At 63.1% G+C, this 25333-nt stretch carries 30 protein-coding genes and 1 tRNA gene; 17 read left to right on the top strand and 14 right to left on the bottom strand.

Going from position 1 to position 25333, the window contains the following annotated elements:
• Window positions 1-12 precede the first annotated feature (12 nt).
• The 9 genes from citZ to C495_RS18035 all read left to right on the top strand — a co-directional run bounded on the left by citZ (window position 13) and on the right by C495_RS18035 (window position 7316).
• Entirely contained in the window at window positions 13-1161 is a 1149-nt protein-coding gene (gene citZ, locus C495_RS04375; protein ID WP_008160388.1) for a citrate synthase, read from the top strand.
• A gap of 106 nt (window positions 1162-1267) precedes the next feature.
• Window positions 1268-1717, top strand: coding sequence for a gamma-glutamylcyclotransferase family protein (locus C495_RS04370; protein ID WP_008160386.1), 450 nt, complete (start codon window positions 1268-1270; stop codon window positions 1715-1717).
• Between the two features lie 254 nt (window positions 1718-1971).
• Window positions 1972-3183, top strand: coding sequence for a threonine ammonia-lyase (gene ilvA / locus C495_RS04365; RefSeq protein WP_008160383.1), 1212 nt, complete (start codon window positions 1972-1974; stop codon window positions 3181-3183).
• A 44-nt stretch (window positions 3184-3227) separates the two neighbouring features.
• Window positions 3228-3608 (top strand): Rid family detoxifying hydrolase, encoded by a 381-nt coding sequence (locus C495_RS04360; RefSeq protein WP_008160382.1) that lies wholly within the window; start codon window positions 3228-3230, stop codon window positions 3606-3608.
• A 3-nt stretch (window positions 3609-3611) separates the two neighbouring features.
• Complete coding sequence (locus C495_RS04355) at window positions 3612-3884, top strand: hypothetical protein (protein WP_008160380.1); 273 nt, start codon at window positions 3612-3614, stop codon at window positions 3882-3884.
• 27 nt (window positions 3885-3911) lie between these two features.
• Window positions 3912-3993, top strand: a tRNA-Ser gene (locus C495_RS04350).
• A 379-nt stretch (window positions 3994-4372) separates the two neighbouring features.
• Window positions 4373-5083 (top strand): SOS response-associated peptidase, encoded by a 711-nt coding sequence (locus C495_RS04345; RefSeq protein ID WP_008160377.1) that lies wholly within the window; start codon window positions 4373-4375, stop codon window positions 5081-5083.
• A 213-nt stretch (window positions 5084-5296) separates the two neighbouring features.
• Window positions 5297-6946, top strand: coding sequence for a thermosome subunit beta (gene thsB / locus C495_RS04340; RefSeq protein ID WP_193788005.1), 1650 nt, complete (start codon window positions 5297-5299; stop codon window positions 6944-6946).
• A gap of 229 nt (window positions 6947-7175) precedes the next feature.
• Window positions 7176-7316, top strand: coding sequence for a hypothetical protein (locus C495_RS18035; protein ID WP_006064806.1), 141 nt, complete (start codon window positions 7176-7178; stop codon window positions 7314-7316).
• An 80-nt stretch (window positions 7317-7396) separates the two neighbouring features.
• On the opposite strand, the gene lrp is transcribed toward C495_RS18035, so the two are convergent.
• Window positions 7397-7858 carry an HTH-type transcriptional regulator Lrp gene (gene lrp, locus C495_RS04335; protein ID WP_008160375.1) on the bottom strand — a complete coding sequence of 154 codons (462 nt, stop codon included), beginning with the start codon at window positions 7856-7858 and terminating at the stop codon, window positions 7397-7399.
• Window positions 7859-7984: 126 nt separating this feature from the next.
• Between lrp and glnA the strand changes: the two genes are divergently transcribed.
• The gene (gene glnA / locus C495_RS04330) at window positions 7985-9340 is read left to right on the top strand and encodes a type I glutamate--ammonia ligase (protein ID WP_008160374.1); all 1356 of its coding nucleotides are present in this window, start codon (window positions 7985-7987) and stop codon (window positions 9338-9340) included.
• Window positions 9341-9434: 94 nt separating this feature from the next.
• Here the strand turns inward: glnA and C495_RS18325 are convergent, their stop codons facing one another.
• From C495_RS18325 to C495_RS04310, 4 genes are all read right to left on the bottom strand, one after another.
• Window positions 9435-9638 (bottom strand): hypothetical protein, encoded by a 204-nt coding sequence (locus C495_RS18325; RefSeq protein WP_006064803.1) that lies wholly within the window; start codon window positions 9636-9638, stop codon window positions 9435-9437.
• Window positions 9635-10027, bottom strand: coding sequence for a phosphatase PAP2 family protein (locus tag C495_RS18320; RefSeq protein ID WP_338036866.1), 393 nt, complete (start codon window positions 10025-10027; stop codon window positions 9635-9637). The genes C495_RS18325 and C495_RS18320 overlap by 4 nt, the downstream gene beginning before the upstream one ends.
• Window positions 10028-10180: 153 nt before the next feature.
• Complete coding sequence (locus tag C495_RS18315; protein ID WP_241430584.1) at window positions 10181-10375, bottom strand: hypothetical protein; 195 nt, start codon at window positions 10373-10375, stop codon at window positions 10181-10183.
• 60 nt (window positions 10376-10435) lie between these two features.
• Entirely contained in the window at window positions 10436-11110 is a 675-nt protein-coding gene (locus tag C495_RS04310) for a metallophosphoesterase family protein (RefSeq protein WP_049890138.1), read from the bottom strand.
• Between the two features lie 142 nt (window positions 11111-11252).
• Between C495_RS04310 and C495_RS04305 the strand changes: the two genes are divergently transcribed.
• Window positions 11253-11771, top strand: coding sequence for a gamma carbonic anhydrase family protein (locus tag C495_RS04305; RefSeq protein WP_008160371.1), 519 nt, complete (start codon window positions 11253-11255; stop codon window positions 11769-11771).
• 18 nt (window positions 11772-11789) lie between these two features.
• Here C495_RS04305 and C495_RS04300 read toward each other — a convergent pair whose 3' ends face one another.
• The 6 genes from C495_RS04300 to pdhA form a co-directional block, all read right to left on the bottom strand.
• The gene (locus C495_RS04300; RefSeq protein WP_008160369.1) at window positions 11790-12239 is read right to left on the bottom strand and encodes a CBS domain-containing protein; all 450 of its coding nucleotides are present in this window, start codon (window positions 12237-12239) and stop codon (window positions 11790-11792) included.
• Window positions 12240-12405: 166 nt separating this feature from the next.
• Window positions 12406-12552 carry a rubrerythrin-like domain-containing protein gene (locus tag C495_RS17545; protein ID WP_008160368.1) on the bottom strand — a complete coding sequence of 49 codons (147 nt, stop codon included), beginning with the start codon at window positions 12550-12552 and terminating at the stop codon, window positions 12406-12408.
• A 119-nt stretch (window positions 12553-12671) separates the two neighbouring features.
• Window positions 12672-13871, bottom strand: coding sequence for a CaiB/BaiF CoA transferase family protein (locus C495_RS04295; protein WP_008160366.1), 1200 nt, complete (start codon window positions 13869-13871; stop codon window positions 12672-12674).
• A 63-nt stretch (window positions 13872-13934) separates the two neighbouring features.
• Window positions 13935-15155 (bottom strand): acyl-CoA dehydrogenase family protein, encoded by a 1221-nt coding sequence (locus tag C495_RS04290; protein ID WP_008160364.1) that lies wholly within the window; start codon window positions 15153-15155, stop codon window positions 13935-13937.
• A gap of 93 nt (window positions 15156-15248) precedes the next feature.
• The gene (locus C495_RS04285; RefSeq protein ID WP_008160362.1) at window positions 15249-15746 is read right to left on the bottom strand and encodes a hypothetical protein; all 498 of its coding nucleotides are present in this window, start codon (window positions 15744-15746) and stop codon (window positions 15249-15251) included.
• A 77-nt stretch (window positions 15747-15823) separates the two neighbouring features.
• On the bottom strand, window positions 15824-16951 hold the full coding sequence (gene pdhA, locus C495_RS04280) for a pyruvate dehydrogenase (acetyl-transferring) E1 component subunit alpha (protein ID WP_008160359.1): 1128 nt from the start codon (window positions 16949-16951) through the stop codon (window positions 15824-15826).
• Between the two features lie 109 nt (window positions 16952-17060).
• On the opposite strand from pdhA, the gene C495_RS04275 reads away from it, so the two are divergent.
• The 5 genes from C495_RS04275 to C495_RS04255 all read left to right on the top strand — a co-directional run bounded on the left by C495_RS04275 (window position 17061) and on the right by C495_RS04255 (window position 21514).
• Window positions 17061-18710 (top strand): acyl-CoA synthetase, encoded by a 1650-nt coding sequence (locus tag C495_RS04275; RefSeq protein WP_049890137.1) that lies wholly within the window; start codon window positions 17061-17063, stop codon window positions 18708-18710.
• Between the two features lie 116 nt (window positions 18711-18826).
• Window positions 18827-19252: a universal stress protein gene (locus tag C495_RS04270; RefSeq protein WP_008160356.1), complete on the top strand. Its 426-nt coding sequence runs from the start codon at window positions 18827-18829 to the stop codon at window positions 19250-19252.
• A gap of 254 nt (window positions 19253-19506) precedes the next feature.
• The gene (locus tag C495_RS04265; RefSeq protein WP_008160353.1) at window positions 19507-20370 is read left to right on the top strand and encodes an SDR family oxidoreductase; all 864 of its coding nucleotides are present in this window, start codon (window positions 19507-19509) and stop codon (window positions 20368-20370) included.
• Between the two features lie 60 nt (window positions 20371-20430).
• On the top strand, window positions 20431-20961 hold the full coding sequence (locus tag C495_RS04260) for a GNAT family N-acetyltransferase (protein WP_008160350.1): 531 nt from the start codon (window positions 20431-20433) through the stop codon (window positions 20959-20961).
• 106 nt (window positions 20962-21067) lie between these two features.
• Window positions 21068-21514, top strand: a complete 447-nt coding sequence (locus C495_RS04255) for a universal stress protein (protein ID WP_008160349.1) — start codon at window positions 21068-21070, stop codon at window positions 21512-21514.
• Here the strand turns inward: C495_RS04255 and C495_RS04250 are convergent.
• Window positions 21495-23150, bottom strand: coding sequence for a spermidine synthase (locus C495_RS04250; RefSeq protein ID WP_008160347.1), 1656 nt, complete (start codon window positions 23148-23150; stop codon window positions 21495-21497). The genes C495_RS04255 and C495_RS04250 overlap by 20 nt on opposite strands.
• Window positions 23151-23250: 100 nt before the next feature.
• Window positions 23251-23475 (bottom strand): hypothetical protein, encoded by a 225-nt coding sequence (locus C495_RS04245; RefSeq protein WP_008160345.1) that lies wholly within the window; start codon window positions 23473-23475, stop codon window positions 23251-23253.
• 119 nt (window positions 23476-23594) lie between these two features.
• Here C495_RS04245 and C495_RS04240 point away from each other — a divergent pair, with 119 nt between their 5' ends.
• A complete protein-coding gene (locus C495_RS04240) occupies window positions 23595-24002 on the top strand; it encodes an SRPBCC family protein (RefSeq protein WP_049890156.1) in 408 nt (135 codons plus the stop codon).
• 38 nt (window positions 24003-24040) lie between these two features.
• On the opposite strand, the gene C495_RS04235 is transcribed toward C495_RS04240, so the two are convergent.
• Window positions 24041-25282, bottom strand: a complete 1242-nt coding sequence (locus C495_RS04235; protein WP_008160341.1) for a CobW family GTP-binding protein — start codon at window positions 25280-25282, stop codon at window positions 24041-24043.
• Window positions 25283-25333: the final 51 nt, after the last annotated feature.

Below are 25333 nucleotides of genomic sequence, written 5' to 3'. Positions count from 1 at the left end.
GAAATGCCGAGTATGGTTGACGATCTCAAGAAAGGATTGGAGGGAGTCCTTGTTGCAGAGTCCGGACTCAGTTCGATCGACGGTGACGAAGGTCGGCTGATCTATCGCGGCTATACGATCGAAGAGCTCGCCCGTGGTGCGAGCTACGAGGAAGTGGTCTATCTCCTCTGGCATGGCCACCTGCCAAACGCGGACGAACTCGAGTCGTTCACTGCCGCGCTCAATGAGGAGCGCGAAGTCAGCGACGACGTGCTCGCGACGATGGAACGACTCGCAGCGGCTGACGAGGAGCCCATGGCCGCACTCCGGACTGCGGTCTCGATGTTTTCGGCCACTGAACCCGAACGCGATGCCGATCCCGAAGACCTCGAGGCGTCGCTTCGAAAGGGACGGCGGATCACCGCCAAAATCCCGACCGCGCTGGCAGCGTTCGAGCGCTACCGACTCGACGAGGAGCCGCTCGACCCTCACCCTGACCTGGGGCTTGCAGCGAACTTCCTCTACATGCTGACCGGCGAGGAGCCGGACGATATCCACGCCGAAACCTTCGATCAGGCGCTTATCTTACACGCAGACCACGGCCTGAACGCCTCGACGTTTACGTCGATGGTGATTGGCTCGACGATGGCTGACATCTACAGCGCCGTGACCGGCGGCATCAGTGCGCTCTCCGGCCCACTCCACGGCGGCGCAAATCAGGACGTCATGGAAGTCCTCAAGGAGATCGACGAAAGTGATCTCGACCACCGCGAGTGGGTCGAACAGGCGACCGACGAAGGACGACGCATCCCCGGCTTCGGCCACCGCGTCTACAACGTCAAAGACCCACGAGCGAAGATCCTTCAGGAACGCAGCAAGGAACTCGCCGACAACGGCGAGGACAAGTGGTACAACTACACGACGACCATCGAGCAGTATCTCTCCGAAGAGAAGGGACTGGGCGAGAAGGGCATCGCCCCGAACGTCGACTTCTACTCGGGCTCGGTCTATTACCAGCTCGGCATCCCGATCGATATGTACACCCCAATCTTCGCGATGAGCCGTGCCGGTGGCTGGGTCGGCCACGTCCTCGAGTATCAGGAAGACAACCGACTCATCCGCCCACGTGCGCGCTACACTGGCCCGCAGGACGCGGAGTTCGTCCCGCTCGACGAGCGATAACGTCGTTTCGGACTCCGTTCGGACTACTCCAGCTTTTGTTGCTCTCACCGGAAAGGGTACTGTCAGTGCTGTAAGCGAGCGACCCGGACGCCTGTCGTCATCGCCGATGAGCACCACACACAAGACGACCGACCACGACTGTCCGACCGTGTTGGTCTTCGTGTACGGGACGTTGACCGATCCGGATCGGGTCGAGACGCTTCTGGGCGACGGCCCCGGCGAGTACGCGTTTCGAGGCGACGCTGTCCTCGAGGGACTCCACCGTGTCGACGGCCGGTATCCGACGCTCGTGCCCGGTGAGTGCGTCGAGGGTCGCGTGCTCGAGGTCGACGACCGGACACTGGAGCGACTCGACCGGTATGAGGGTGTCGACTACGGACTGTACACGCGGGTGTCGGTGCCCGACACGGAGCAGCGACCTGTGCAGGTGTATGTCGGCGATCCGGTCCGACTCGGTGTCGAGGCCGATGTGGGCTGGCCCGACGCGCCGTCGTTTCGCCAGTCCGTCCGCGCAGCACTCGAGCGAGCGGATGTCGTGCTTCGATATCCCGAATGACGTCCGTCTGCCGGACGTCGGACATCCTGATCTCCGACGCCACGTCTTGCGATTTCACTTTCGCCCCGGAGCCATGAGCTTTATATGCCACGCACTCCCTTCTACACTCGCACGTCACACGCCGTGCATTTCCTGTATTCCCTGTCGTGTTGCCCACCGGGCAGCACAGTTCTGTCCGGGGACTCGGTCCGAGCCGATCCAACTGGCTGCCCAGTCCCCGACAGTCTTACAACACCTGCCGAGTAGTCGACCGTATGCTCGAACTTGCCGACATTCTCGAGGCACACGAGCGGGTCCGGGAGACCTCTCGACACACGCCGCTCGAACATGCACATACGTATTCGGCGATGACCGGGGCCGACGTCCACCTGAAACTGGAGAACTTCCAGCGGACGGGGGCGTTCAAGATCCGCGGCGCGACGAACCGGATCGCAACCCTCTCCGAGGAACAGAAAGCCGCCGGCGTCGTCACCGCGAGTGCCGGCAATCACGCTCAGGGCGTCGCCCTCGCGGCGACACGATCCGGTGTCGACTCGAAGATCGTCATGCCCGAGCACGCGCCGATTTCGAAGGTCAAAGCAACCAAAAGCTACGGAGCCGAGGTCGTTCTCTCGGGTCGAGACTACAACGAGGCCGCCGAACGCGCCCACGAGATCGAGCGCGAGGAAGGCCGAACGTACGTCCACGCGTTCGACGACGAGGACATCATGGCCGGACAGGGAACGATCGGCCTCGAGATCTTAGAGGACTGCCCCGATGTCGAGACCGTCGTCGTCCCGATCGGTGGCGGCGGGCTCATCAGCGGGATCGCAACCGCGATCAAAGAACAGAAACCCGACACGCGTGTCATCGGTGTACAGGCCGAAGGAGCCTCGAGTGCCGCGGCCTCCCTCGAGAAGGGCGAACGCGTCTCGCTCGAGGGGGTCGACACCATCGCGGACGGGATCGCCACCCGGAGCGTCGGCGAGCAGACGTTCCCCTACATCCAGCAGTACGTCGACGAGGTCGTCACCGTCTCCGACCCCGAGATCGCCGTCGCGCTGGTCTATCTCCTCGAGCGGTCGAAGACGCTCGTCGAAGGAGCGGGTGCCGTCCCGCTCGCGGCGGTGCTCTTCGAGCAGTTCGACTACGACGAGGACGAGACGATCGTCGCCGCCCTCTGTGGCGGCAACATCGATCTCAACACGCTCACGAACGTCATCGTCCGCGGGCTCGTCGAAACCGGCCGGTATCTCAAGATTCGGACGGTGTTGAAGGATCGGCCGGGCGCGCTCGAGGACTTGCTCGACATCTTCACCGCCCATCAGGCAAACATCTACGCGATCCACCACGACCGGACCTCCCGTGACGTCGAGATGAGCGACACCGAAGTCGAGATCGAACTCGAGATGCGCGGTCCCGATCACGTCGACGCGTTCCTCTCGGATCTCCGCGGCGCTGGCTACGACGTCGACATCCTCGCGTAGCGGTATCGCCTCGTTTTAAGCCCGAGCACGCCGAGGAGTGGGACATGAAACGGATTATCCAGACCGACGACGCACCGGCCGCGGTCGGTGCCTACAGTCAAGCGACGACCGACGACTCGCTGGTGTTTACCGCGGGCCAGATTCCCCTGACGACCGACGGCGAACTCCTCGATGACGAACCGATCGACGTCCAGACCGAGCAAGCGCTCTACAACCTCGATGCCGTCCTCGACGAGGCCGGGGCGACGTCGGCTGACATCCTCAAAGTCACCGTTTTCCTCGACGACATCGACGACTTCGACGCGATGAACGAGGCCTACGCTAGCTACTTCGACGACGAGCCGCCGGCCCGAAGTGCCATCGAAGTCGCTGCCCTCCCCAAAGGCGTCGGCATCGAACTCGAAGCCGTCGCCTCGCTCGAGTAAGGCATGCGAGCGACCGTTGCTGGGTTCTCCCCACGGACCCTCTCAGCGCTGTTGTGGGGCGCTGTCGGGTTCATGGCCTTCCTCGTGCTCGTTCAGGGCTACGCGCTGGTCGTCGACCCACTCGTCTCGATCGTTCAGGGCGTCGTCGTCGCCGGTCTCGTCGGCGCTCTGACGGCGGGCAGTGCGTACGTCCTCGAGTATCGGATCGCCACGTGGTCGACCCGCCGGGCAATGGATGAAACCGGGTCACACGGCGACGATAAAAGTAAGAGTTAAACGACCGACGTTGTTATGAGCAGGTAGGCCAGGATGGCCGAACGGTAAGGCGCACGCCTGGAAAGCGTGTTCCCTTTCGGGATTCAGGGTTCAAATCCCTGTCCTGGCGTCTTCTTCCGCGAGCAAACCGCTGAGCGGGGCGTCGACCTTTCCAAAAACCACTTTTTACAACTGGGAGTCGAAAAAACCATGGTGCGGTGAGCGACACCGCAGACAGGACGGTTACCGCGCTATCTCAGCCGGCGAGTCGGTTGCGAGCCAGCAGTTGGGGTCGTCCGGATCTCGAAGCTCGAGCGTTCCGTTTTGACACACCACCATCTCGTATCGATCCGTCATCGTGACCCCAACGAGTGCTCCGGTGGAATCGGATATCGTAACAGGGCGCTTACCGTCCCGTTCCGGCGAGGTATGGACCGCATACTCGAGTCAGCGATCGGTCGTGCCGACGGGCGGACAACGATTTACTCGAGGCTCACCAAGTGGGTGGTATGTGCGGTCGCTACACGCTGATGGTCGAGCCGGCGGCCCTCGAGGATCGATTCGATGCGCGAATCGCCGACTCGGGAGTGAACACGCCACGGTACAACATGGCTCCGGGCCAGCAACTGCCAGTGATCACGAGCGACGAACCCGAGACGATTCGACGACTCGAGTGGGGGCTGGTGCCGTCGTGGGCGGACGACGACAGCGGCGGGCTGATCAATGCACGGGCCGAGTCCGTCGCCGAGAAGCCGAGCTTTCGCGAGGCCTACGAACGGCGGCGGTGTCTCGTTCCCGCGGACGGCTTCTACGAGTGGGTCGAGACCGAGGCGGGGAAACAGCCCTATCGGGTCGCGTTCGAGGACGATCGCGTCTTCGCGTTGGCTGGTCTCTGGGAGCGCTGGGAACCCTCTGAGAAGACGACACAGACTGGTCTCGATTCCTTCGGCGGCGGCCTCGAGGACGCGCCCGAAGATGACGGGCCACTCGAGACCTTCACCATCGTCACCACCGCTCCGAACGAGCTCGTCTCGGACCTCCACCACCGGATGGCCGTTATCCTCGAGCCCGAGCGCGAACGCGAGTGGCTGACTGCCGACGACCCACAGGCGTTGCTCGAGCCGTATCCAGCCGACGAGATGCGGGCCTACCCCGTCTCGAAGGCGGTCAACGATCCGTCGACCGACGAGCCGTCGCTGGTCGAGCCACTCGAGTCGTGACCGCAACTCCACTCACTCTTAAATATGGCGGTGTATCCCATTCTATCATCGCTGAAGATGGCTGTTAACACACACCATGACTAGCGCGGTATCGGACCGCAGTACGGTGGTTTCGGTGGATTATGGTTGGCGCTGTGCGCTGTGGCGAATGTCGAACAACGGAATCTTTATGTAGAAGGACAATCAATGAATCAGCTGACTATGAGCCAGCGAATGCAGCAGGGACAGCCGATGATCGTGATGAGCGAGGATTCCCAGCGCGTTAAGGACAAGGACGCGCAGGATTACAACATCAGTGCAGCCCGTGCAGTCGCCGAGGCTGTACGCTCGACACTCGGTCCAAAAGGGATGGACAAGATGCTCGTCGACTCGATGGGATCGGTGACGATCACCAACGACGGCGTCACCATCCTTCAGGAGATGGACATCGACAACCCGACGGCCGAGATGATAATCGAAGTCGCCGAGACGCAGGAGGACGAGGCCGGCGACGGCACCACGACCGCCGTCGCAGTCACGGGCGAACTCCTCAAAAACGCCGAGGACCTCTTAGAGCAGGACATCCACCCAACGGCGATCATCAAGGGCTTCCACATGGCAAGCGAGCAGGCCCGCGAGGAGATCGACGACATCGCAAGCGAGATCGACACCGACGACGAGGAGCTCATCCGGAAGACGGCCGAAACCTCGATGACCGGCAAGGGCACTGAGGTCAACAAAGAACACCTCGCCCAGCTTATCGTCGACGCCGTCCGTCAGGTTACCGTCGAAGACGCGGAGGGCAACAACGTTGTCGACCTCGAGTTCCTCAACCTCGAGACGCAGACCGGTCGCGCTGTTGGCGAGTCCGACCTGCTCGAGGGCGGCATCGTGGACAAAGACCCCGTCCACGACAACATGCCGACCGAAGCCGAGGACGCTGACATTCTGCTGCTGAACGAGGCAATCGAAGTCGAAGAGACTGACGTCGACACCGAAGTCTCCGTTACCGATCCCGACCAGCTCCAGAAGTTCCTCGACCGCGAGGAGAAACAGCTGCGTGACAAAGTCGACCACATCGTCGACCTCGGCGCTGACGTCGTCTTCTGTCAGAAAGGCATCGACGACCTCGCCCAGCACTACCTCGCCAAGGAAGGCATCCTCGCCGTCCGTCGTGCCAAGAAGTCCGACCTCGAGTTCCTCTCGGAAGTCGTCGACGCCGCGGTTGTCTCCGACTTAGAGAGCGCGACCGCCGAGGACCTCGGCTTCGGTGACGTCACCCGCGACGACGAGGACGAACTGTTCTACGTCGAAGGCGAGGACGCCCACGGCGTCACGCTCTTGCTGCGCGGCTCGACCGAGCACGTCGTCGACGAACTCGAGCGCGGTGTCAACGACGCACTCGACGTCGTCGCACAGACGGTCTCCGACGGCCGCGTGCTGGCCGGCGGCGGTGCGACCGAGGTCGAACTCGCCTCGCGACTCCGTGATTACGCTGACTCCGTCTCCGGGCGTGAGCAGCTGGCCGTCGAAGCCTTCGCCGACTCGCTCGAGCTCGTCCCACGCGTGCTCGCCGAGAACGCCGGCCTCGACTCCATCGACACGCTCGTCGACCTGCGTGCGGCTCACGACGACGGCGACGTGCAGGCCGGCCTGAACGTGTTCTCGGGCGACGTCGAGAACACCTTCGACGCTGGCGTCGTCGAACCGGCCCACGCCAAAGAGCAGGCCGTTACCTCCGCTGCTGAGGCCGCGAACCTCGTCCTCAAAATCGACGACATCATCTCCGCCGGAGACCTGTCGACCGACAAGGGCGGCGACGAAGAAGGCGGCGCACCCGGCGGCATGGGCGGCATGGGCGGCGGCATGGGCGGCATGATGTAAGTTCGGCTGTAACGCCCCATATCCATCCACGCTGTCGTTGCCACGCTGCACCGTCGACGATCATCACGACGCGTTTTTTCTGCCGACCCAACCTCGAGCGCCGAGCCAGTGCTCGACTCGAGCGAGTCGGCTGTCGACCATTGCCGGCATTCCGTATATCTCCGACGTGCTGACTGACACGAAATGTAACAGGCAAACGAACTATAGGGCCGGCTGATGGAGCTCTGGTATGGCATACCGAACGACTATCGGCTGGTCACTGTTTTCCTCCGGCGTCGTCACGCTCGGTTTGAAACTCCTGCCCGGCGACTCGCTGTGGTGGGGACTGCTGTTGCTCGTCCTTGGCGTGTTGGTGTTGTATCTCAGATAGCTCTCGAGGCGGTGACGGCTGTCTGGTGGCTGGTAGAGCTACTCGAGAAGACGGTCAGTCCGTTCGGTTGAACGATCGGCTCAGGTGTCGTCGATCTCGAGTTCGAACTGTTCGTTCTCGGAGACGGCGTTGAGAACGACGCTCGTGTTCGAGGCTTTGATGTCTGGATCGGTCAGCAGCTGTTTGATCTGGTCGTTCATCCCATCGGTGTCTTTGAACTTGCCGATGGCGATGACGTCGTAGTCGCCCGTAACCTCGTAGACGCTGATCATCTGTCGGTGGTCGCGCAGCGTGTCAGTGATGTCGGGCAGCGCGTTCCCTTCGACCTGCAACTGGATGACGGCGGTGACGTCGTAGCCGACGGCGTCGTAGTTGACTCGTGGTGTGTAGCCCTCGATTACGCCCTCTTCTTCGAGATCAGAAAGGTGGTTCGAGATGGTCGTCACGGAGACATCGAGCTCCTCGGCAAGGCTGCGGAGGCTGGCTCGGCCATCGCCCAGAAGTGCATTTACTAGTTTTGCATCGAGATTTTCGTACGTCATCACATCCAACCTCTCACTCGAGCCTTTAGAACTTTACGAATATACAGTTTCAAGCGGTGGAGAGAAGATTTGCTTGGAGCAGTAGGGTTTTAGTAGCGGAGTTACTTGGGTAGCACGACGAGAAAGATGACAAGCGGAAACATCACTGAGACCGAGCAGGCCGTACTCGACGAAATCGACGAGAAAGAAATTGACTTCCTTCGACTGCAGTTTACGGACATTCTGGGAACGGTCAAGAACGTCTCGGTGCCGGCCCGACAGGCCGAGAAGGCGTTTGCCGACGGGATCTATTTCGACGGCTCTTCGATCGAAGGCTTCGTACGGATTCAGGAATCGGACATGCGTCTGGTCCCCGATCCGGACACCTTCGCCGTGTTGCCGTGGCGAAACCGTGAGGATGGTTCGTCCGCCCGCATGATCTGTGACGTCTACAACACCTCTACGGGCGAACCGTTCGAGGGCGACCCACGCTACGTGCTCAAGCAGGCACTCGAGCGCGCTGACGAGATGGGGTATACGGTCAACGCGGCCCCCGAACCCGAGTTCTTCCTGTTCGAAGAAGACGAGGAGGGACGTGCAACGACCAAAACGAACGACGCTGGCGGCTACTTCGACCTCGCACCGAAAGACCTCGCAAGCGACGTGCGCCGTGACATCATCTACGGACTCGAGAACATGGGCTTCGAAGTCGAGGCCAGCCACCACGAGGTCGCCGAGGGCCAACACGAGATCAACTTCGAGTACGACGACGCGCTGACGACGGCGGACAACGTCGGCACCTTCCGAACCGTCGTTCGCGCCATTGCGGCCCAGCACGACTATCACGCGACGTTCATGCCGAAACCGATCCCGGAGATCAACGGCTCGGGGATGCACACCCACATCTCGCTGTTCACCGAGGACGGCGAGAACGCCTTCCACGACGGTGACGACGAGTTCGACCTGAGCGCCACTGCCAAGTCGTTCCTCGCGGGCATCCTCGAACACGCCCCCGCGATCACCGCGATTGCGAACCCGACGGTCAACAGCTACAAACGCCTCGTGCCGGGCTACGAAGCACCCGTCTACGTGGCCTGGTCCGACCGCAACCGCTCGGCGCTGATCCGCAAACCAGCCGCCCGCGTCCCTGCGGCCTCGCGTATCGAACTGCGTTCGCCCGACCCCTCGTGTAACCCCTACCTCGCCATCGCCGTCATGATCCACGCCGGTCTCGACGGCATCGAACAGGACCTCGAGGCACCGGACCCGGTCCGGGACAACATCTACGAGTTCGACGAGGCCAAACGCGACGAACACGGCATCGAGACGCTGCCGTCGAACCTCGGTGAAGCCGTCGACGCCCTCGAGGAAGACGATGCAATCGCCGGCGCACTCGGCGACCACATCGCCTCGAAGTTCGTCGAAGCCAAACGCCAGGAGTTCGAGGAGTACCTCATCGACGTCTCCGATTGGGAACTCGATCGCTACCTCGAGACGTTCTGATCTGGTCGCTACCGCTGTCTACCCCGTTTTTGGCCGTGTTTTGATTCGGTTGCTGACTAAACTCGAGACTGTCACCAGCACTTATATGACGACCTCACGAGCGACTGGTCGTCATCTCTGACTGTGACGGTGTGACAGCCGTTTGGCCGACCAGCCGTGGGAGTCCAACGACGAGTACTCCGCCCGCGAATCCGATAGCCAGCCAGACGAGTGTCGTGTCGACGACGAGGAAGACGAGCGCGACAGCTGCGAGTGCACTCAGTCCCAGGGCTGCCTGAACGCCGATTCGAACCGTCACCGGCCACGGCTCTCGAGGCGGCCGTGCGTACTGCCAGACGAGAACGCCCCAACACAGCCACCAAACAACGCTGCTGTGTCTGGCTGGCCGCTGGCGCGGATAGCCAAGAGTGCAAGCCCGCTTCCAGCAGCGAACGTCACGCTAGCTCCAGCGTGATCGCGGTGGCTCTCGGCTACGGTTCGAATCGGCAGTAGCACGGCCAGATAGCAGACACCGACTATCACGCCAGCGATCACGTCGATCGGATAATGAACGCCAACGCCGACTCGGGAAACCGAGACGAGCGTAATCAGTATCGCAGCACCAGCCAGTCGCCACTGCCGGCTGGTTTCTGGTTCCCTGCGTGACGCTAGGCTCCCGTCGAACTCGAGGCCGACCATCGTCCAGATGATCGTCGCGGCAATTGCGTGGCCACTGGGGAAACTGGTTGTTCCGACCGAACGGCTGGTGCATACAGCAGTGCAACGGCCGTTGGGAGTGACTCAGGGGCAATTGCTGGACCCACACTGGCCTCGGCGTTTCGAAGACTCCCTTGAGGCCGATCATAAGCGCGTAGCCGCCCATGATGATCCCCAGCCATGAGGAAACCGGTAGCGGTCGTGGAACCAGTACGCCAGGACGACAGCCGGCGCGACGAACCAGACGCTTCCGAGGTAAGAGAGGATCGCAAAGCAAAACGCCATCCACTCCGGAAACGCATCTCTCACGAGTTCGACCTGTGTCGACTCGAACCACATCGATCCTATCATTTTCGAGAGTGGTTTGTCTATCTGACGGCAGTACGATTTTCCGAGACGTTACTGTGGGCGTGTCCCCGCGGCTCCGGTGTGTGGTCCACAATCGTGATCTGTCGCCTCGAGGGAGAAGCCGTCGGGGTCGCCCTCGAGCGTATAGTACCGTTCCCAGGCGGGTGCGAGGCTCACGACGCGGGTGCCGTCGATCTCGGTCTCGCGGTGGCGGTGATGGTGTCCGACCAGACAGAGCGCCGGCGACAGCGTCTCGAGCAGGCCGTCGATGTGTTCACAGCCTGGATCGTAGCCGTACGACAGCAGGCCGGTCGGCGCCTCGTGGGTGACCAGGATGTCCACGTCGGACAGCGTGGCCGCCCGTTCGACGTCTTCGTGGGTGAAATGGCGACGACGGTCCCCCTCGAGTTCAGTTCGCGTACAGTCGTACTTCGTCGGCGCGTAGTTCCCCGAGAGACCAGCGACGCGCCAGCCGTCGACGGTCGCGGCTGTACTCGCAAGCAGGGTGGCGGTCACGCGCGTCGGTGGCTCCTCGCCCGCCCGAAGTGCCTCGATGACGTCGAGATTTTCGTTGTTGCCCGCGACGAACCACGTCGGCGCTGGCGGGTCGTACAGTTCCAGATCGCCGGCTTGCAGTACGTACTCGGGCTCGAGGCTTCGGTAGAGTTCGAGTAGCGTCTCGCGACGAGTCGGATCGGACGCGTGGGCGTCGCCGAGGACGAGCATACTGGTCTGGTGGCGTCCGAGAGGGAAAGCATCGGTGCCGTCGAGGGCTCCCCAGTGCTTCGGTCGAGCGACACGCATCGTCGGATGAGGGTCACAGAACCCGTAACGAACGCTTATTATCGGCGACGTGGGCCGCTTTCTCATGGTGGACAGTCGACAGTACGCGTTCGAAGGGACGACACCAACGATCGACGATTCGGCATCGGTCAGCCGGGAGGCAACGCTTGTCGGTGACGTGACGGTCGAGGCCGATGCGAGCGTCTGGCCGGGAGTCGTCCTTCGTGGTGATATCGGTCCCGTCCGCATTGGGCAACAGGCACATATCGGTGACAACGCAACGATTCACGCCTCGACGCTCGCAGACCGCGTCATGGTTGGCCACGGGGCAGTGCTCAACGAGGCGACCATCGACGAACAGTCGCTGGTCGGGTTCAACACGACGGTCAATACGGGTGCAACGATCGGCTCGAACACCGTCGTCGCCGCCGGAACGGTGATCCCCGACGAGTACGACATCCCGCCCGAGTCGTTCGTTCGCGGCGTCCCCGCTGAAATCACGCCGCTCGAGGAGACGACAATCGACCCCGAGGAGATCTTCGAGATGTTCTCCTCGGGTGAGTACACGGATCTCGCGGAACGACACGAAGAACTGTTCGAATGACGTCTTCCGAGGGGCGTCTCACTCGCTGACTCGAATGCCATGACCCTCGCCGGCGTCGATTCGAATCGGGTCGTCCTGCCAGTCGATCTCGAGTCGGTTCCGTGAGAGGTACGGCGCGAGCATGGACGCGGAGACGAGCCCACAGTAGGTCTCGCCGTCGACGACTGGCAGGTGTTTGACGCCATCCGCTTGCATCAGTTCGGCGGCAGCGACGAGTGACTCGCCCGGTGAGATCGTCGTGACTGGCGACGACATGATCGTCTCGACCGAATGAGGCTCGAGCGTTTCGGCCACGAACGCAACGACGTCCGATTCGGTGAGGATACCGACCACAGCCTCGTCCTCAAGGACGACCAGCGTCGACACCTCGGGTGCACGAAGCTCCACGGCGGCCTCGGTAACGGGCGTCTCCGGCGCAATCGTCGGTGCGGCATGCTTCAGCACGTGTGTGACTGGAATCTCTATCATGGCTTGTACAGCGGTACCATGACCCAGTATATATCCGCTGTGGGTGTATTCTCCGTATGTGCTAGAATAGTGACTAAATGTCTATTATTTCGATAAAGAGTGGATATATGTCTATATTGGATCGAAAACACCCTCAAAAGTCCACTCGAGAGCCAGCGACGAGTCCTCAGCGCCCTGTCGCTTCGCCGCCGCGATACCGTGTCGCCGTGGAACGAAGGGGTCCACCACAGTCCGGACAGTTCGCTCGATACGAGACGGGATGAACTTCTGTTGCACAGTCACGACACTCGTATCGGCTATCGTATCGCTTCATTCAGTACGCACCCGAGTACTGCAATGATATCGTCCCTAATAACTATTTTCCTGGACGAACATCCAGTTCGAGTCTGAAGGGCCGACGGCCGGCCTCGACGAGTGGGCGTGTACTGCCGGTTACTGGCCGCGGTAGGGCTCGTCTCGACGGACAGTCCCGGCCTCGAGAAGCGCGTCGATCGCGTCGTCGTCGTACCCGACGGTGGCGAGATACTCGCGGGTGTGTTCGCCGTGGGCGGGCACAGTCTCGTCAGCCGCCTCCGGCACGTCGCTGCCACGAGCGGGAAAGCCCAGCCGTGGCGGTGCGTCGTCGGGCCGGACGACGAGGCCTCGAGCCTGAAACTGGGGGTGGTCGACCATCTCCGCGGGCGTGTAGACGCCGGCAAACGCCGCATCGACATCGTCAAGCATCGTTTCCCACTCCGCTCGCGTTCGTTCGCGAAAGAGGGCTTCGAGTTCGTCCTCGAGTGCCTCGAGCACGGCTGGGTCCTGCGAGCCGTGTTTGTCGACGAGGTCGTCCCGGTCGACCGCCTCACAGAACGCTCGCCAGAACTTCGGCTCGAGTGCGCCGAACGTGATCCACTTGCCGTCGGCGGTCTCGTAGCTGTCGTACCACGGGACGCCGCCGGTCAGCGGCGTCTCCCCCGGTCGCGGCTCGGCTGGATCGCCGGTCACCGACTGGTAGGCAACCGACTGGGAGAACGAGGCGACGACGTCGGCCATCGCGACATCGATGTACTCGCCGCCGGTGTTGCCAAGCTCGCGCGAGAGCAGCGCGCCGACGATAGCGAACGCAGCGAACAGCCCGCCGGCTATATCGCCGATCTGGTAGCCGGGCACCTGTGGCTTCTCGCCAGCGGCGTCGCGGGTCAGATCCATCAGCCCAGCCAGTGAGACGTAGTTGATATCGTGGCCGGCCCGATCCGCCCAGGGACCGTCCTGTCCGTAGCCGGTGAGCGAACAGTAGACCAGTTCGTCGTTGTACTCGGTGAGCGTCTCGCAGTCGATCCCCAGTCGGTCGACGACGCCCGGGCGAAAGCCCTCGAGGACGACGTCGGCCTCTTCGACGAGTCGGTAGAACGCCGCTCGCCCGTCCTCGCTTTTCAAGTCGATCGCGACGCTGTGTTTCCCTCGGTTGACCATCTCGAAGATCGCGCCGATGTCACGATCTGTCAGCGGCTCCATCGCTCGAGCGTAGTCACCGACGCCGGTGTCTTCGACTTTGATGACCTCTGCGCCAGCATCTGCGAGTAACTGCGTGGCATAGGGGCCGGGCAATAGTCGCGAGAGATCGAGCACGCGAACGCCATCGAGTTGCATATCGAACGGATACTCGTACCGATACTTTACGTTACGGGGCGATCGTCGATCTCTTCACCCGGTTTACTCCGTAAGTCCCAACTCCTTGGCGATCGTGTTGAGTTGAATCTCGTCCGTGCCCTCGACGATTCGCAGCATACGCGCCTGATGGAGCAGATCCATGTAGGGGTTTTCCTCGGCGAGGCCGTTCGCCCCGTGGACCTGCACCACGGCGTCGGCGACCTCCCACATGACCGTCGTGGCGAACCACTTGAACACGGACGCGTCCATCACGGTCCGTTCGTCGGTGGCCATCTTCCAGGCGAGTTTCAACCCGGCCGCGTCGGCCGCGTACGTCTTGGCCTTCCCGCGAGCGAGGCTCGCCGACACCTGCTGGAAGTTTCCGATCGACTGGCCGAACGCCTCGCGCTCGGTGACGTACTCACGAGCCTGCTCGAGAGCGTACTCGCTGTAGCCGACGGCTTCGGCGCCTAACTCGAGGCGACCGAGCGAGAGAAACGCCATCGCCGCGTAGAAGGCGTTGTCAACCTCGCCGAGCACCCTGTCTTGCGGAATACGGACGTCGTCGAGGACGATCTCGGCCTGTGTCCCTACCGCGCCGACGGCGTTGTTGTACGATCCGAGGTCGTACTCGTCGCGTTCGACGAGAAAACAGGTGATGCCGCCGTAGCGTCCGGCTTCCTCCTGTGGGGTCGTCCGCGCGAACAGTTGGACGAAGTCGGCATACGGCGCGTTCGTGATCCACTGTTTGCGCCCGTTGAGTACCCACTCGTCACCGTCTTTCCTCCCGACTGTCTCCATGTTCGGCGAATCGGAGCCGACGCTCGGCTCGGTCTGGGCGAACGCCGTGGATTTCTCGCCCCGGACGGTCGGCTCGAGGTAGCGCTCGATCTGGTCGCCCGCTGCCTGCAACAGGAGCGGTTTCGGCCCTTCCGGCCCGGCCAGCACGTAGCGCGATAGCCCGGGGCCGTGAGACGCGAGGTGTTTTTTCGCCCGATACCACGTCACTGGGGAGACGTCCTCACCGCCGACGGCCTCGGGCAGGTTCATCGCGTAGAAGCCGGCGTCTGCGGATCGACGCCGGATCTGCTCACGGGCCTCGAGCACCTCGTCCGTCAGGCGGCCGTTCTCGTGATGGCCCGTGCGCGGATTCGTGTCGACATCGCCGAGGTCGTCGAGGAGCGGCTCGACTTCCTGCTCGAGGAACTCGTCGAGACTGTCGAGGATGAGCTGTGTTTCGTCGCCGACACCGAACCCCACGCCGTCGGTGGTGTCTACTGGCATACGTGAACACGTGTCTGTCGAGTGGCTTAACTGTCAGCCACGGAATCACCCCTGATCGACGGTCGCGAGTCGACCCCTGCTGCTCGCGAAAAATCAGGCCCGCTGTGGCGTCACGCCGATCTCGAAGACCTCCTCGTAGAGGCTGTCGGCGAGCGTGTCGAGATTGGCCGCCGCCTCGCTTGCATCCATCGTGTCGCCGACGCCCTGCCACTCGACCGAAAGTTGGGCGATGGGAACCAGTGCGACCCCGCCGACCGTCACGTCGCCGTCCGGCGTGTGAACGGTCCACTCCGTTCGCATCCCGTCGGCCGACCGCGTGACGTCGTCGATCTGTCCGCCGGCCGCGGCCCACCGCTCGACGAGGCCGTCGGTGATCCGGCGCAGTTTTCGCTCGCCAAGGACGTGACCGACGACGCCGCCACCCACGAGAACGACGAACGCAGCGAGTGCGACGGGCACGCCACCGTAGGGAATGTTCACCGACGCGGCCAGCCCCGCTGTGACGACGACGAGACCGAGCACTCGCACGTCGAGCGCGCTGGGGATCGTGCCGCTCCAGTCGGGGTCCTGTGTCGGCTGCTCGAGTTGCATCGTATGCGAACGCAGCGACGACGTGGCCATAGTTGCTTCCCTGTCCTATTGCGCGAGTTATATTGGACCTGTCAAACTCATTCGTAATCGAGTAATTCGTCATCACCGTGGGTGTCCCGGAGCGTTTCGAGGGCGGCTCGCTGTTCCTCGAGTCGCGGCGTCGGCTCGTCGTACGTGTACTCGAACATCTCGAGCGGATCGCGCTCGCCGGCTTCGGCACGGTCGATCAGCGCCGCGAGGGTGTCGTCGATCTCGGCTTCGATCGTGTCGATCCGCTCGTCGTCGAGAACCCCGTCGTTCCGCAGATAGGCCTCGAACCGGTCGATCGGGTCCTTTGCGCGCCAGCGTTCGACCTCTTCGTCATCCCGGTAGACGGACGGATCGTCGGCCGTCGTGTGCGCGCCGTAGCGGTACTGGATCGCCTCGATCAGCGTCGGCCGTAACTGGTCGTCGCCGGGCTCGAGCGCCCGTTCGCGTGCCGCTTTCGTGACGACGTAGCTCGCGAGCGGGTCCATCCCGTCGACTTGAATGCCGTCGAAGCCGTAGGCGTGGGCTTTCTGGGCGATGGTCGCGCTCGCGGTCTGGTCCTCGCGCGGGATCGAGATCGCCCACTGGTTGTTGTTACAGAAAAATATCGTCGGCGTATCGAAGACGCCCGCGAAGTTCATCGCTTCGTGGAAATCGCCCTCCGAGGTGGAGCCATCGCCGAAATGGGTCAGACAAATTCGCTCGTCGTCTTTGAGCTTCGCCGCCCACGACCAGCCGACGGTGTGGGGGAGGTGGCCGCCGATCGAGATGTTCAGCGGGAAGACGTTGATCTCAGCCAGCGCGGCGTTGCCCTCCTCGTGGCCCATCCAGTAGTACAGGTACTCCCACGGCATCCCCCGCGCGGCGACTGCGCCGTGTTCTCGGTACTGAAACGACAGCAGATCCGCTTCGGCGAGCGCGTACGTCGACCCGATCTGACTCCCCTCTTGGCCGGCCAGCGACGCGTAGGTGCCGAGACGACCCTGCCGCTGGAGGCTGATCATCCGTTCGTCGAACCGCCGGGAAAACCGCATATCTCGGTACATCGCTCGCAGTGTCTCGGGCTCGAGGGCCGGCTCGAGAGCGGGTGCGACGACGGTCCCGTCGGCGTCGAGGATCTGCACTCGATCGTCGGGTTCTCGATCGAAGACGGCGGCCTCGAGGGCGTCTTGTGACATGGATGCACTGTCGGAGGCTCGATACATATACTGATCGCCGCCTCGAGCAACTGCTCGCCACCGACGACGTGTCGAAAAACGCTATGTGCTGGCCCAACAACCCCCACGCATGACATGGACGGTGATGCCGACGTTTGACGAGCACGCGCAGGCAAGGGAGACGTTTCAGTGGGACCTTCCCGAGTCGTTCAACCCCGCCGTCGATTTCCTGCGGAAACACGACGACACGAGTCGCACGGCGCTTCGATACGAACAGCCCGACGGCGGCCTCGAGACCTACTCCTTTGACGACCTCGACGAGCGCTCCGATCGGCTCGCGGCCGCCCTCGCCGACCTCGGCGTCGAGGCGGGCGACCGTGTCGGCGTCGTCGTCCCGCAGAAACCCCAGAACCCGCTGACCCACCTCGCGAACTGGAAGGTGGGTGCCATCTCTGTCCCGCTCACGGTGCTGTTCGGCCGCGACGCCCTGCAGTACCGACTCGCCGATAGCGAGGCCGTGGCCGTCGTCGTCGATCCGAGCGTGCGCGAGACGGTCGACGAGATTCGCGACGACTGCCCCGCCTTAGAGCACGTGATCGAACTCGGCGACGACTCGTCGGTCGACGGCGACGCACACGCTTTCGACGACCTGCTCGCGGCCCACGAACCCGGCATCGACATCTACGACGCCACGCCGGAGACGCCGACGGCGATCATGTACACGAGCGGCTCGACGGGCCCGCCGAAGGGGGTTCGTCACAGCCACGCGCTCTGGCTTGGTCGAGCGGCGGCGGCGTACAACTACTTCGATCAGGGCCTCGAGGCGGGTGAGACCACGGTGTGGACGCCCGCCGACTGGGCCTGGGGGGCCGCCCTCGGTGGGACGCTCTTTGCGGCGTGGCACCACGGTTGTACCGTCGTCGGCTGGCCCCGCGACGGGTTCGACCCCGAGGCGGCCTACGACCTCATGGAACGCCACGGCGTGACCAAGGCGTTCATGCCGCCGACGGCGCTCCGGATGCTAATGGCCGTCGACGACCCCGAGGGGCAGTTCGACCTCGCCCTCGAGACATTCGCCTCGGCGGGCGAACCGCTCACCTCGGAAGTCGTCGACTGGGTCGACGAGACGTTCGCGGACGTCGCGATCAACGAGTTCTACGGCCAGACCGAACTCAACCTCGTCGTCGGCAACTCCTCGAGTTGGTTCGATACGCGTCCCGGGAGCATGGGCAAACCGTTCCCCGGCTACGAACTGGCGGTGCTCGACCCCGAGACGCACGACGAACTCGAGCCCGGCGAGGTCGGCGAACTCGCGGTCAAGCCCGGTGATCGCCGCGTGTTTTTCGACGAGTACTGGAGGCTGCCCGAGAAGACGGCGAACAAACAGACTGCGGAGGGGTGGTTTCTCACCGGCGATCTCGTCAAACGCGACGCCGAGGGCTACCTGTGGTTCGTCTCCCGGACCGACGACGTGATCCTCACGAGCGGCTACCGCGTCGGGCCGATGGAAGTCGAGGAGGCGATCCTTCACCATCCCGAGGCCGAACAGGCGGGCGTCATCGGCGTCCCCGACGAAACCCACGGCGAGGCGATCAAAGCCTATGTTCAGCCAGCAAGTGACGACTACGACCCCGACGAGTTCCGCGAGGAGATCCGCAACCTCGTCCGAGACCGCCTCGCCGAGTACGAGTATCCACGACGGATCGAGTTCGTCGACGAACTGCCGACGACGACCACCGGCAAGATCCAGCGCCGATCGCTGCGCGACCGCGAGCCGTGAGACACGATCGGGCGTGTACTGACTGGTGTCCGGCAGTATGACTCCCATCGGCTGTCCGTTCTACGGAACCGACAGTCGGAGTCGGTTTTATTACTGTGATGTGTGAACACCTTCCTATGCATCGCGTTCTAGTACCCGTCGACACGAACGAAGATCGAGCGATCACACAGGCCAGATACATCACATCGCTGCCCGACGCGGCCGAGTCGGTCGAGGCGTATCTACTGTTCATCTTCACCGACGAAAGCGAGGACCTTCCCAAGGATTTCAAACAGTTCAAATCGGCATCTCGAATCGGGTCCGTTCGCCGGGCGAAAGAACACCTCGAGGACAACGGTGTCGACGTCACCGTCCTCGAGGGCAGCGGCGACGTCGAGGAGGGCGACATCCTGACGCGGGCCGACGAGTACGACGTCGATGCGATCGTCCTCGGCGGGCGGAAACGCTCCCCGGTCGGAAAGGCGGTGTTCGGCAGCGTCACGCAGTCCGTGATCTTGAACACTGACCGCCCGGTCGTCGTCACCGGCGGCAGCGGCGACTGATCGGGTCTCGAGCGCTTCTCACTTTTTTGCACAGTGCTGCGGACAGCAGTGGCGCTGTCGCCCGACGCACTGTGTCGTGCCTCGAGTGCTCTCCGAGTTCACCCGGCTCCCCCATTTGATATCGCGCTCACGGATTGATACTGGACGTTGCCATCGGCACCCGCGGCGTGATGGAAACTCGAGACACGTTCGACGGCGTTGATACGTGCGTCCGGTTTAGGGAGCCTTATCAACGAGCCGATGGATGCGAACATATGACACGCTCGAGACCCGACCTCTCCGGACAGACGGCGTTTATTACGGGAACGACTCGCGGCATCGGTAAATCGATCGCGCTCGCGCTGGCCGAGCAGGGTTGTAACATCGTCTCGACCGGCAAGACGAGCGAAGAAGACGACGACTACGCAGACAACGACCTCGAGGGCTCGATCGAACAGACGGCCCGCGAGGCGGAAGCACACGGCGTCGACGCCCTCTCGCTCAAACTCGACGTTCGCGACGAAGCGGCGGTCGAGGCCGCGGCCGAGCGCGCCATCGACGAGTTCGGCACGGTCAACATCGTCATCAACAACGCGAGCGCGATCCAGCTGGCGGCCGTCGAGGACCTGCCACCCAAGCGGTTCGATCTGCTGACCGACGTGAACGTGCGGGGCACGTATCTCACCTCGCGGGCCTTCGCCGACCACCTGCGCGAGGTCGACAACGCATGGCTGCTGACGAACGCGCCGCCGGTGGGGATCGATCGCTCGCCGGGCTCGGGTCCCTACGCGTGGTCGAAACTCGGGATGACGTTCATCACGCTGTCGCTTGCGAGCGAACTCGGTGGCGACGACGTCGGCTGTAACGCCTTCTGGCCTGTGACCGCGATCGATACGCGTGCCACGCGGTACTTCGGGATGGGAACCGAAGACGACTGGCGCACCCCCGAGATCGTCAGCGACACCGTCCTCGAGATCCTCAGCCGCGATCCAGCCGAGTTCACCGGCAACAGCGTCTACGACGAGGAACTCCTCCGAGAGGCCGGCGTCGACGACTTCTCGACGTACAACCTGACGGAGGGCGATCCGGCCCCAACCTCGGCACAGTTGTTCGATCCCGACTACAGCCGACTCGAGTGAGCCGGCGGTTCCGACTGGCCGAACAGAAAACATATACTTGCCGACACGATCGGTGGGAACATGCCAGGCGCACGTGTCGAGAGTGGTGAGCGAGTCACGCTCCGGACAGTCGAGAACGAAGACGTCCCGTTTCTCCAGCGCGGGAGCGCCAATCCGGCGCTTCGCTACCCACTCGGTGCACCCGTCAGCACGCAGTCGGAAATCGAGGAGTGGGTCGAGGACCCCGACGACGACCAGTTTCTCGTCTGTCTCGACGGTTCGACGGAGTGCGATGGAACGCGTCCGATCGGCTTCATCTCGGTGCAAGACGCCGACTGGCGGCGTCCCGAACTGGGGTACTGGCTGCTCCCCGAGGTCCACGGTGAGGGGTACGGTCGGGAGGCCGTCTCGCTGGTTATCGAGTACGTGTTCAGAACGTACGACACACCCGGTGTCTGGGCGGTCGCCTACGATTTCAACGACGCGTCCCGCGGCCTGCTCGAGTCGCTCGGGTTCAGTCAGGAGGGTCGACTCCGGAAGGACCGCTTCGTTGACGGTGAGTACCGTGATACGATCCAGTACGGCCTACTTCGAGCGGAGTGGTCGGAGTGAGAAGACAGCGGCTTCGACAGAACACCCCATCGAGGACGAACCCACCACGCGTCCGGAACCGTCGCAATCTATATTGGTCACGGACGTGACGTGCTACGCGATTACAATGTACGACCGGATACTCGTGCCGACGGACGGAAGCGACCCAGCCACCGCCGCAATCAAGGAAGCAATCGAACTGGCCGCACAGAACGACGCGGAACTTCACGCGCTGTACGTCGTCGAGCCCATTCCGCTCGGCGGCTTCTCGGCCGGTGCGGAGCCGGCGTCGGCCGAGTGGAGTGACGTCGTCGAAAAACAACGAGACGAAGGGAACGCTGCGACCGCAGAGATTGCCGAACTGGCACGCGAACACGACCTCGAGGTCGTCGAAGCGATCGAACACGGCAAGCCCAACGTCCAGATCCTCGAGTACGCCGACGAGCACGACATCGATGCGATCGTGATGGGGACCCACGGCCGATCCGGTGCGGATCGACTCGTTCTCGGCAGCGTCACGGAGAAGGTCGTTCGAAAGAGCGAGGTTCCTGTCCTCACCGTTCGGATGGGGTGACGACGAGTGGCGGCTCGAACGCCGCCTGTTGTGTCGCCGCGTGCAGTGGTCCACCGCCGGCTGACTGAGCAGGGGCCGGTGACTCGCTCGAGTCAGCGGCCGTCTCCTCGATCACGTACCGTTGGCCCAACATCGGATCGAGGAGGCTGTCGACCTCGCCACGGTCGTCCCGGAGGATCGGGGCCTCGTTGCCGTCGGAATCGGCCATGTGGTTGTCGATGGCGTCCGACAGGTCGACGCTCAGCGCGCGCGCGTCGTTTCGTTCGGCGAGATCGCCCTCGCTGAACCCGGTTTCGTGGTTCGTCGCCACGATCTGAATGTTCTGGATGGCGTTTGACTCCGAGGTGCGGAAGCTGTAGGTGTCGGGGAAGGCCTGCTCCATCGTCCGCTGTTGGGCGTGATAGAACTCGGCGGCGGGACCACTCGGCGAGGCGATGACGTTGGCGTGGAACACGCCGTCGTCGGCGAGTCGGTCACTGACAAGTGACATGAACTCGACCGTCGTCAGGTGGAACGGCACCTGATCCTGCTTGTAGGCGTCGAGGACGATGACGTCGTAGGTCTCGTCCGTGTTTTGAAGGAACTGCCGACCGTCGTACGTGTGGCTGGTCATCGTCTCGCTTTCCTCGAGGCCGAAGTAGTCCTCGGCGGCGGTGGTGACGTCGGGATCGATCTCGACGACGTCGACAGTGGCGTCGTACTGGTCCTCGAAGTCCTGTGGTCCGACGTAGCCCCCACCCCCGATGAACAGCACCCGGTCAACGTCATCGACATCCTCGGTCATGAGCATCGGGAGGTGAAAGTAGCGCGTGTACTCGAAGACGTGTCGGTTCGGGTCCTCGAGGTCGATCGCGCTGTGGCGAGCGCCATCGAGGAACATCGTTCGGGTGTCGCCGTCGTCGACGATCTCGAGTTGCTGATAGGCGGTTTGGCTCTCGTGGACGACCTCACCACGGTGGTCGTACGCGATCGGGCCGCCACCGGCCGCAGCGACGAGCAACAGGATGACGATGGCGCTCGCGATAAGCGGCGGCCGTGAGATCGATGGCAGCGTCAGGACGACGGCCGTGCCGACGAGGAGGATACCGAAGAGGAGGCCGATGGCATCGATACTCATCGCGGGAATGAAGACGAACGTGGTCGCGGCCGAGCCGAGGATGCTGCCGATCGTGCCGAGTGCGTAGACGTGGCCGGACGCTTCGCCGGTGCCTGTCTTCTGTGAGAGTTCGGCGGCGTACGGGCTGATAAAGCCGAGCAGGTACGTCGGCGGCCCGAACAGGATGATCGCGGCCGGGAGGGACGCATATCGCGGCGGCAACGCCAGTGTCGACGTCTGTATCAGGAGCATATCGCTGGCGTAGATCACGATCGCGACGTACACTGCCGTCGCAAGCAACAGCCACGACATCTCCCGATTCGTCGCCCCGCGTGCACGCTTGCCACCCTGCCAGTAACCGAGGCTCAATGCGGCGAGGACGACCGTCAGAATGCCACCGACGGTGTAGATATGACTGCCGAACTGCGGGGCAATGATCCGCACCGCGAGGATTTCGAGGCCCATACTGGTGACCCCGGAGACGAAAACCGCGAGTTCGGGCTTTGTCGGTCGGTAGGCCGCGGCGGTCCGCAGATCCATTAGCTGAACCCAGTCGATCCGGCCGTGAGTACTTATCGGGTCGTTGCAAACGCGTGAGTTCGTCGCCGTCGTTCGTCGGCTTCGATCGCGGTGGTCCGTCTCAGCGTCGTGCCATCACGTATGTCAGGACGAACAGCCCGACGGCCACGCCCGCGACGGTCGTCATCCGGTACTCGAGCGCGCCGATGAGCGAGGCCCCCTGAACGATCATCACGGCAAACAACACGGAGAAGAGGGCGTTCAACACGGCCAGTACGCGCGGGTCGCCACGGGAGGACTCGAGGCCCTCCCGAAAGCCGTCTCGATCAGCGTCGGACTCAGTCATGCCGAGATACGGGACCGTTGCTCACTTAGCCGTTTCCCTGTCTTCAGTGCCGTATACGTCGCCGTCGTCGACGGCCGGTGACAGCGGCATTTATGCCAATCGCGCCGAACGTGGTCGGTATGCGGGAAGTCAGGGTGTCTCGAGTCATCGATGCGTCGCCCGTCGTGGTGTCGCGCTGGCTCGAGCCGCCGACGATCGTCGAGGCGGAGGGGAGTTTCACTGTCGAGACGATCGACGAGCACGCCGACACCACCATCGTCGTCGCCAGCGGGCCCGGCATGCAGTTACCGCTGCGCTTCGAGGAGCGCGACGACAGTGTCTACTACACGCAGGAGGGCGAACAGGGGCCGTTCTCACACATGGAGACGTGGATCGATGTCGAAGACGCCACCGACGGCACGCGGGTCACGTTCCGCTCGTCGGTTTCGCTTGCGGCACCGCTTCCCTTCGGCGACCGGATCGCCGCTTGGAAACGAAAGGGCGAACTCACGCGCGCGCTCGAGACACTCGAGGCCGAACTCGGCTAACGACCAGCCCCGAGCGACTGCTTCTGACACGACGACGCTCAGGGCTCTCGAAGCACCACGTCGTCGGTCTCGTCGGTCGGGAACGGGTTCTCGAGGGTGTCCGCTCGGTTCCATTCCTCATCGGTTACCAGAGAGTCCTCGAGTCGTGCGTGCAACTGCTCGTCATCGATGCCGGTTCCGATGAAGACCAGTTCGGTCTGGCGATCGCCGTGTTCGTCGTGCCACTCGAGGTCGGGCCGATTGGAACGGTACAGCTCTTGTCTGATCTCGGGCAGGGCCGCGATCCACGGCCCCCTGACGGTCGCCCGGATCGAGGGGCCGGCTTGGGAGAGGTCGACTTTGCCGTCCCGGCCGGCGATCCACGCGAGCCCCTTCGATCGGACGATACTCGAGGGGAGGGCTTCGAGAAACGCCGCGAACCGCTCGGGGTGAAACGGCCGGCGCGCGCGGAACACGACCGAGTCGACGCCGTAGCGTTCCTCGGGATGACGGTGATCGTGGTCGTGGGTGTCGTCGCTCCCATCGTCGTGGTCGTGGTCGCGATGCTGATCGTCTGCGTCCTCCTCGGCCAGCGCGTGCTGCCAGCCGGCTAACTCGCCCATTCGGGCGGCATCGAACAGGTCGACGCCGAGAATCCGGTCGGGATCGACCGCGCTGAACGCCGTTCGGATCGTCTCGGCGCCGGGCTGGAGCGCGCCGACGAGTGCTTCGGCCTCCTCGAGTTCGGTCTCGGTACAGAGATCGGTCTTGTTGAGTAAGACGAGGTTTGCGACCTCGAGTTGCTCGATCATTAGATCCGCAAGCGGGCGCGTCTCGTTGGCTTCCGTCTCGCCGCGGCGTTCCGGCACGTCTTCGCCGGCGAACGTGTCGAGAAAGCGCCGCGTATCGAGGACGGTCACGAGCGCGTCGATCTCGTAGCTGGCGGCCACCCGTGAGGCGGTCGTAAACAGCCGTGCGACCGGTTCCGGTTCCGAAATTCCCGATGACTCGACGAGGAGGTGATCGAACGCCCGTTCGCGGGCCAGTCGAACGACTGCCGTCTCGAGGTCGTCTTGCAGTTCACAGCAGATACAGCCGTTCGAGAGTTCGGTGACGCCGCCAGCGTCGAGATCGGACCCTTCGGCGACGAGGTCGGCGTCGACGTTGACCGACCCCATATCGTTGACCAACACGGCGAGGTCACGTCGGCCCGCGTTCTGCAGGAGGTGATTGAGAAGCGTCGTCTTGCCCGCGCCGAGACTGCCAGAGAGGACGGTGACGGGGATCTCGTCTTCGTGCATACCGTGTCGTTGTGACTCGAGCGGCAAGAAGCGTCGTATTGGCTCACCCTG

Origin of the sequence: Natronorubrum sulfidifaciens JCM 14089 (genome assembly GCF_000337735.1) — an archaeon.
GTDB lineage: Archaea > Halobacteriota > Halobacteria > Halobacteriales > Natrialbaceae > Natronorubrum > Natronorubrum sulfidifaciens.
This window is presented reverse-complemented; position numbering and strand designations above follow the sequence as displayed.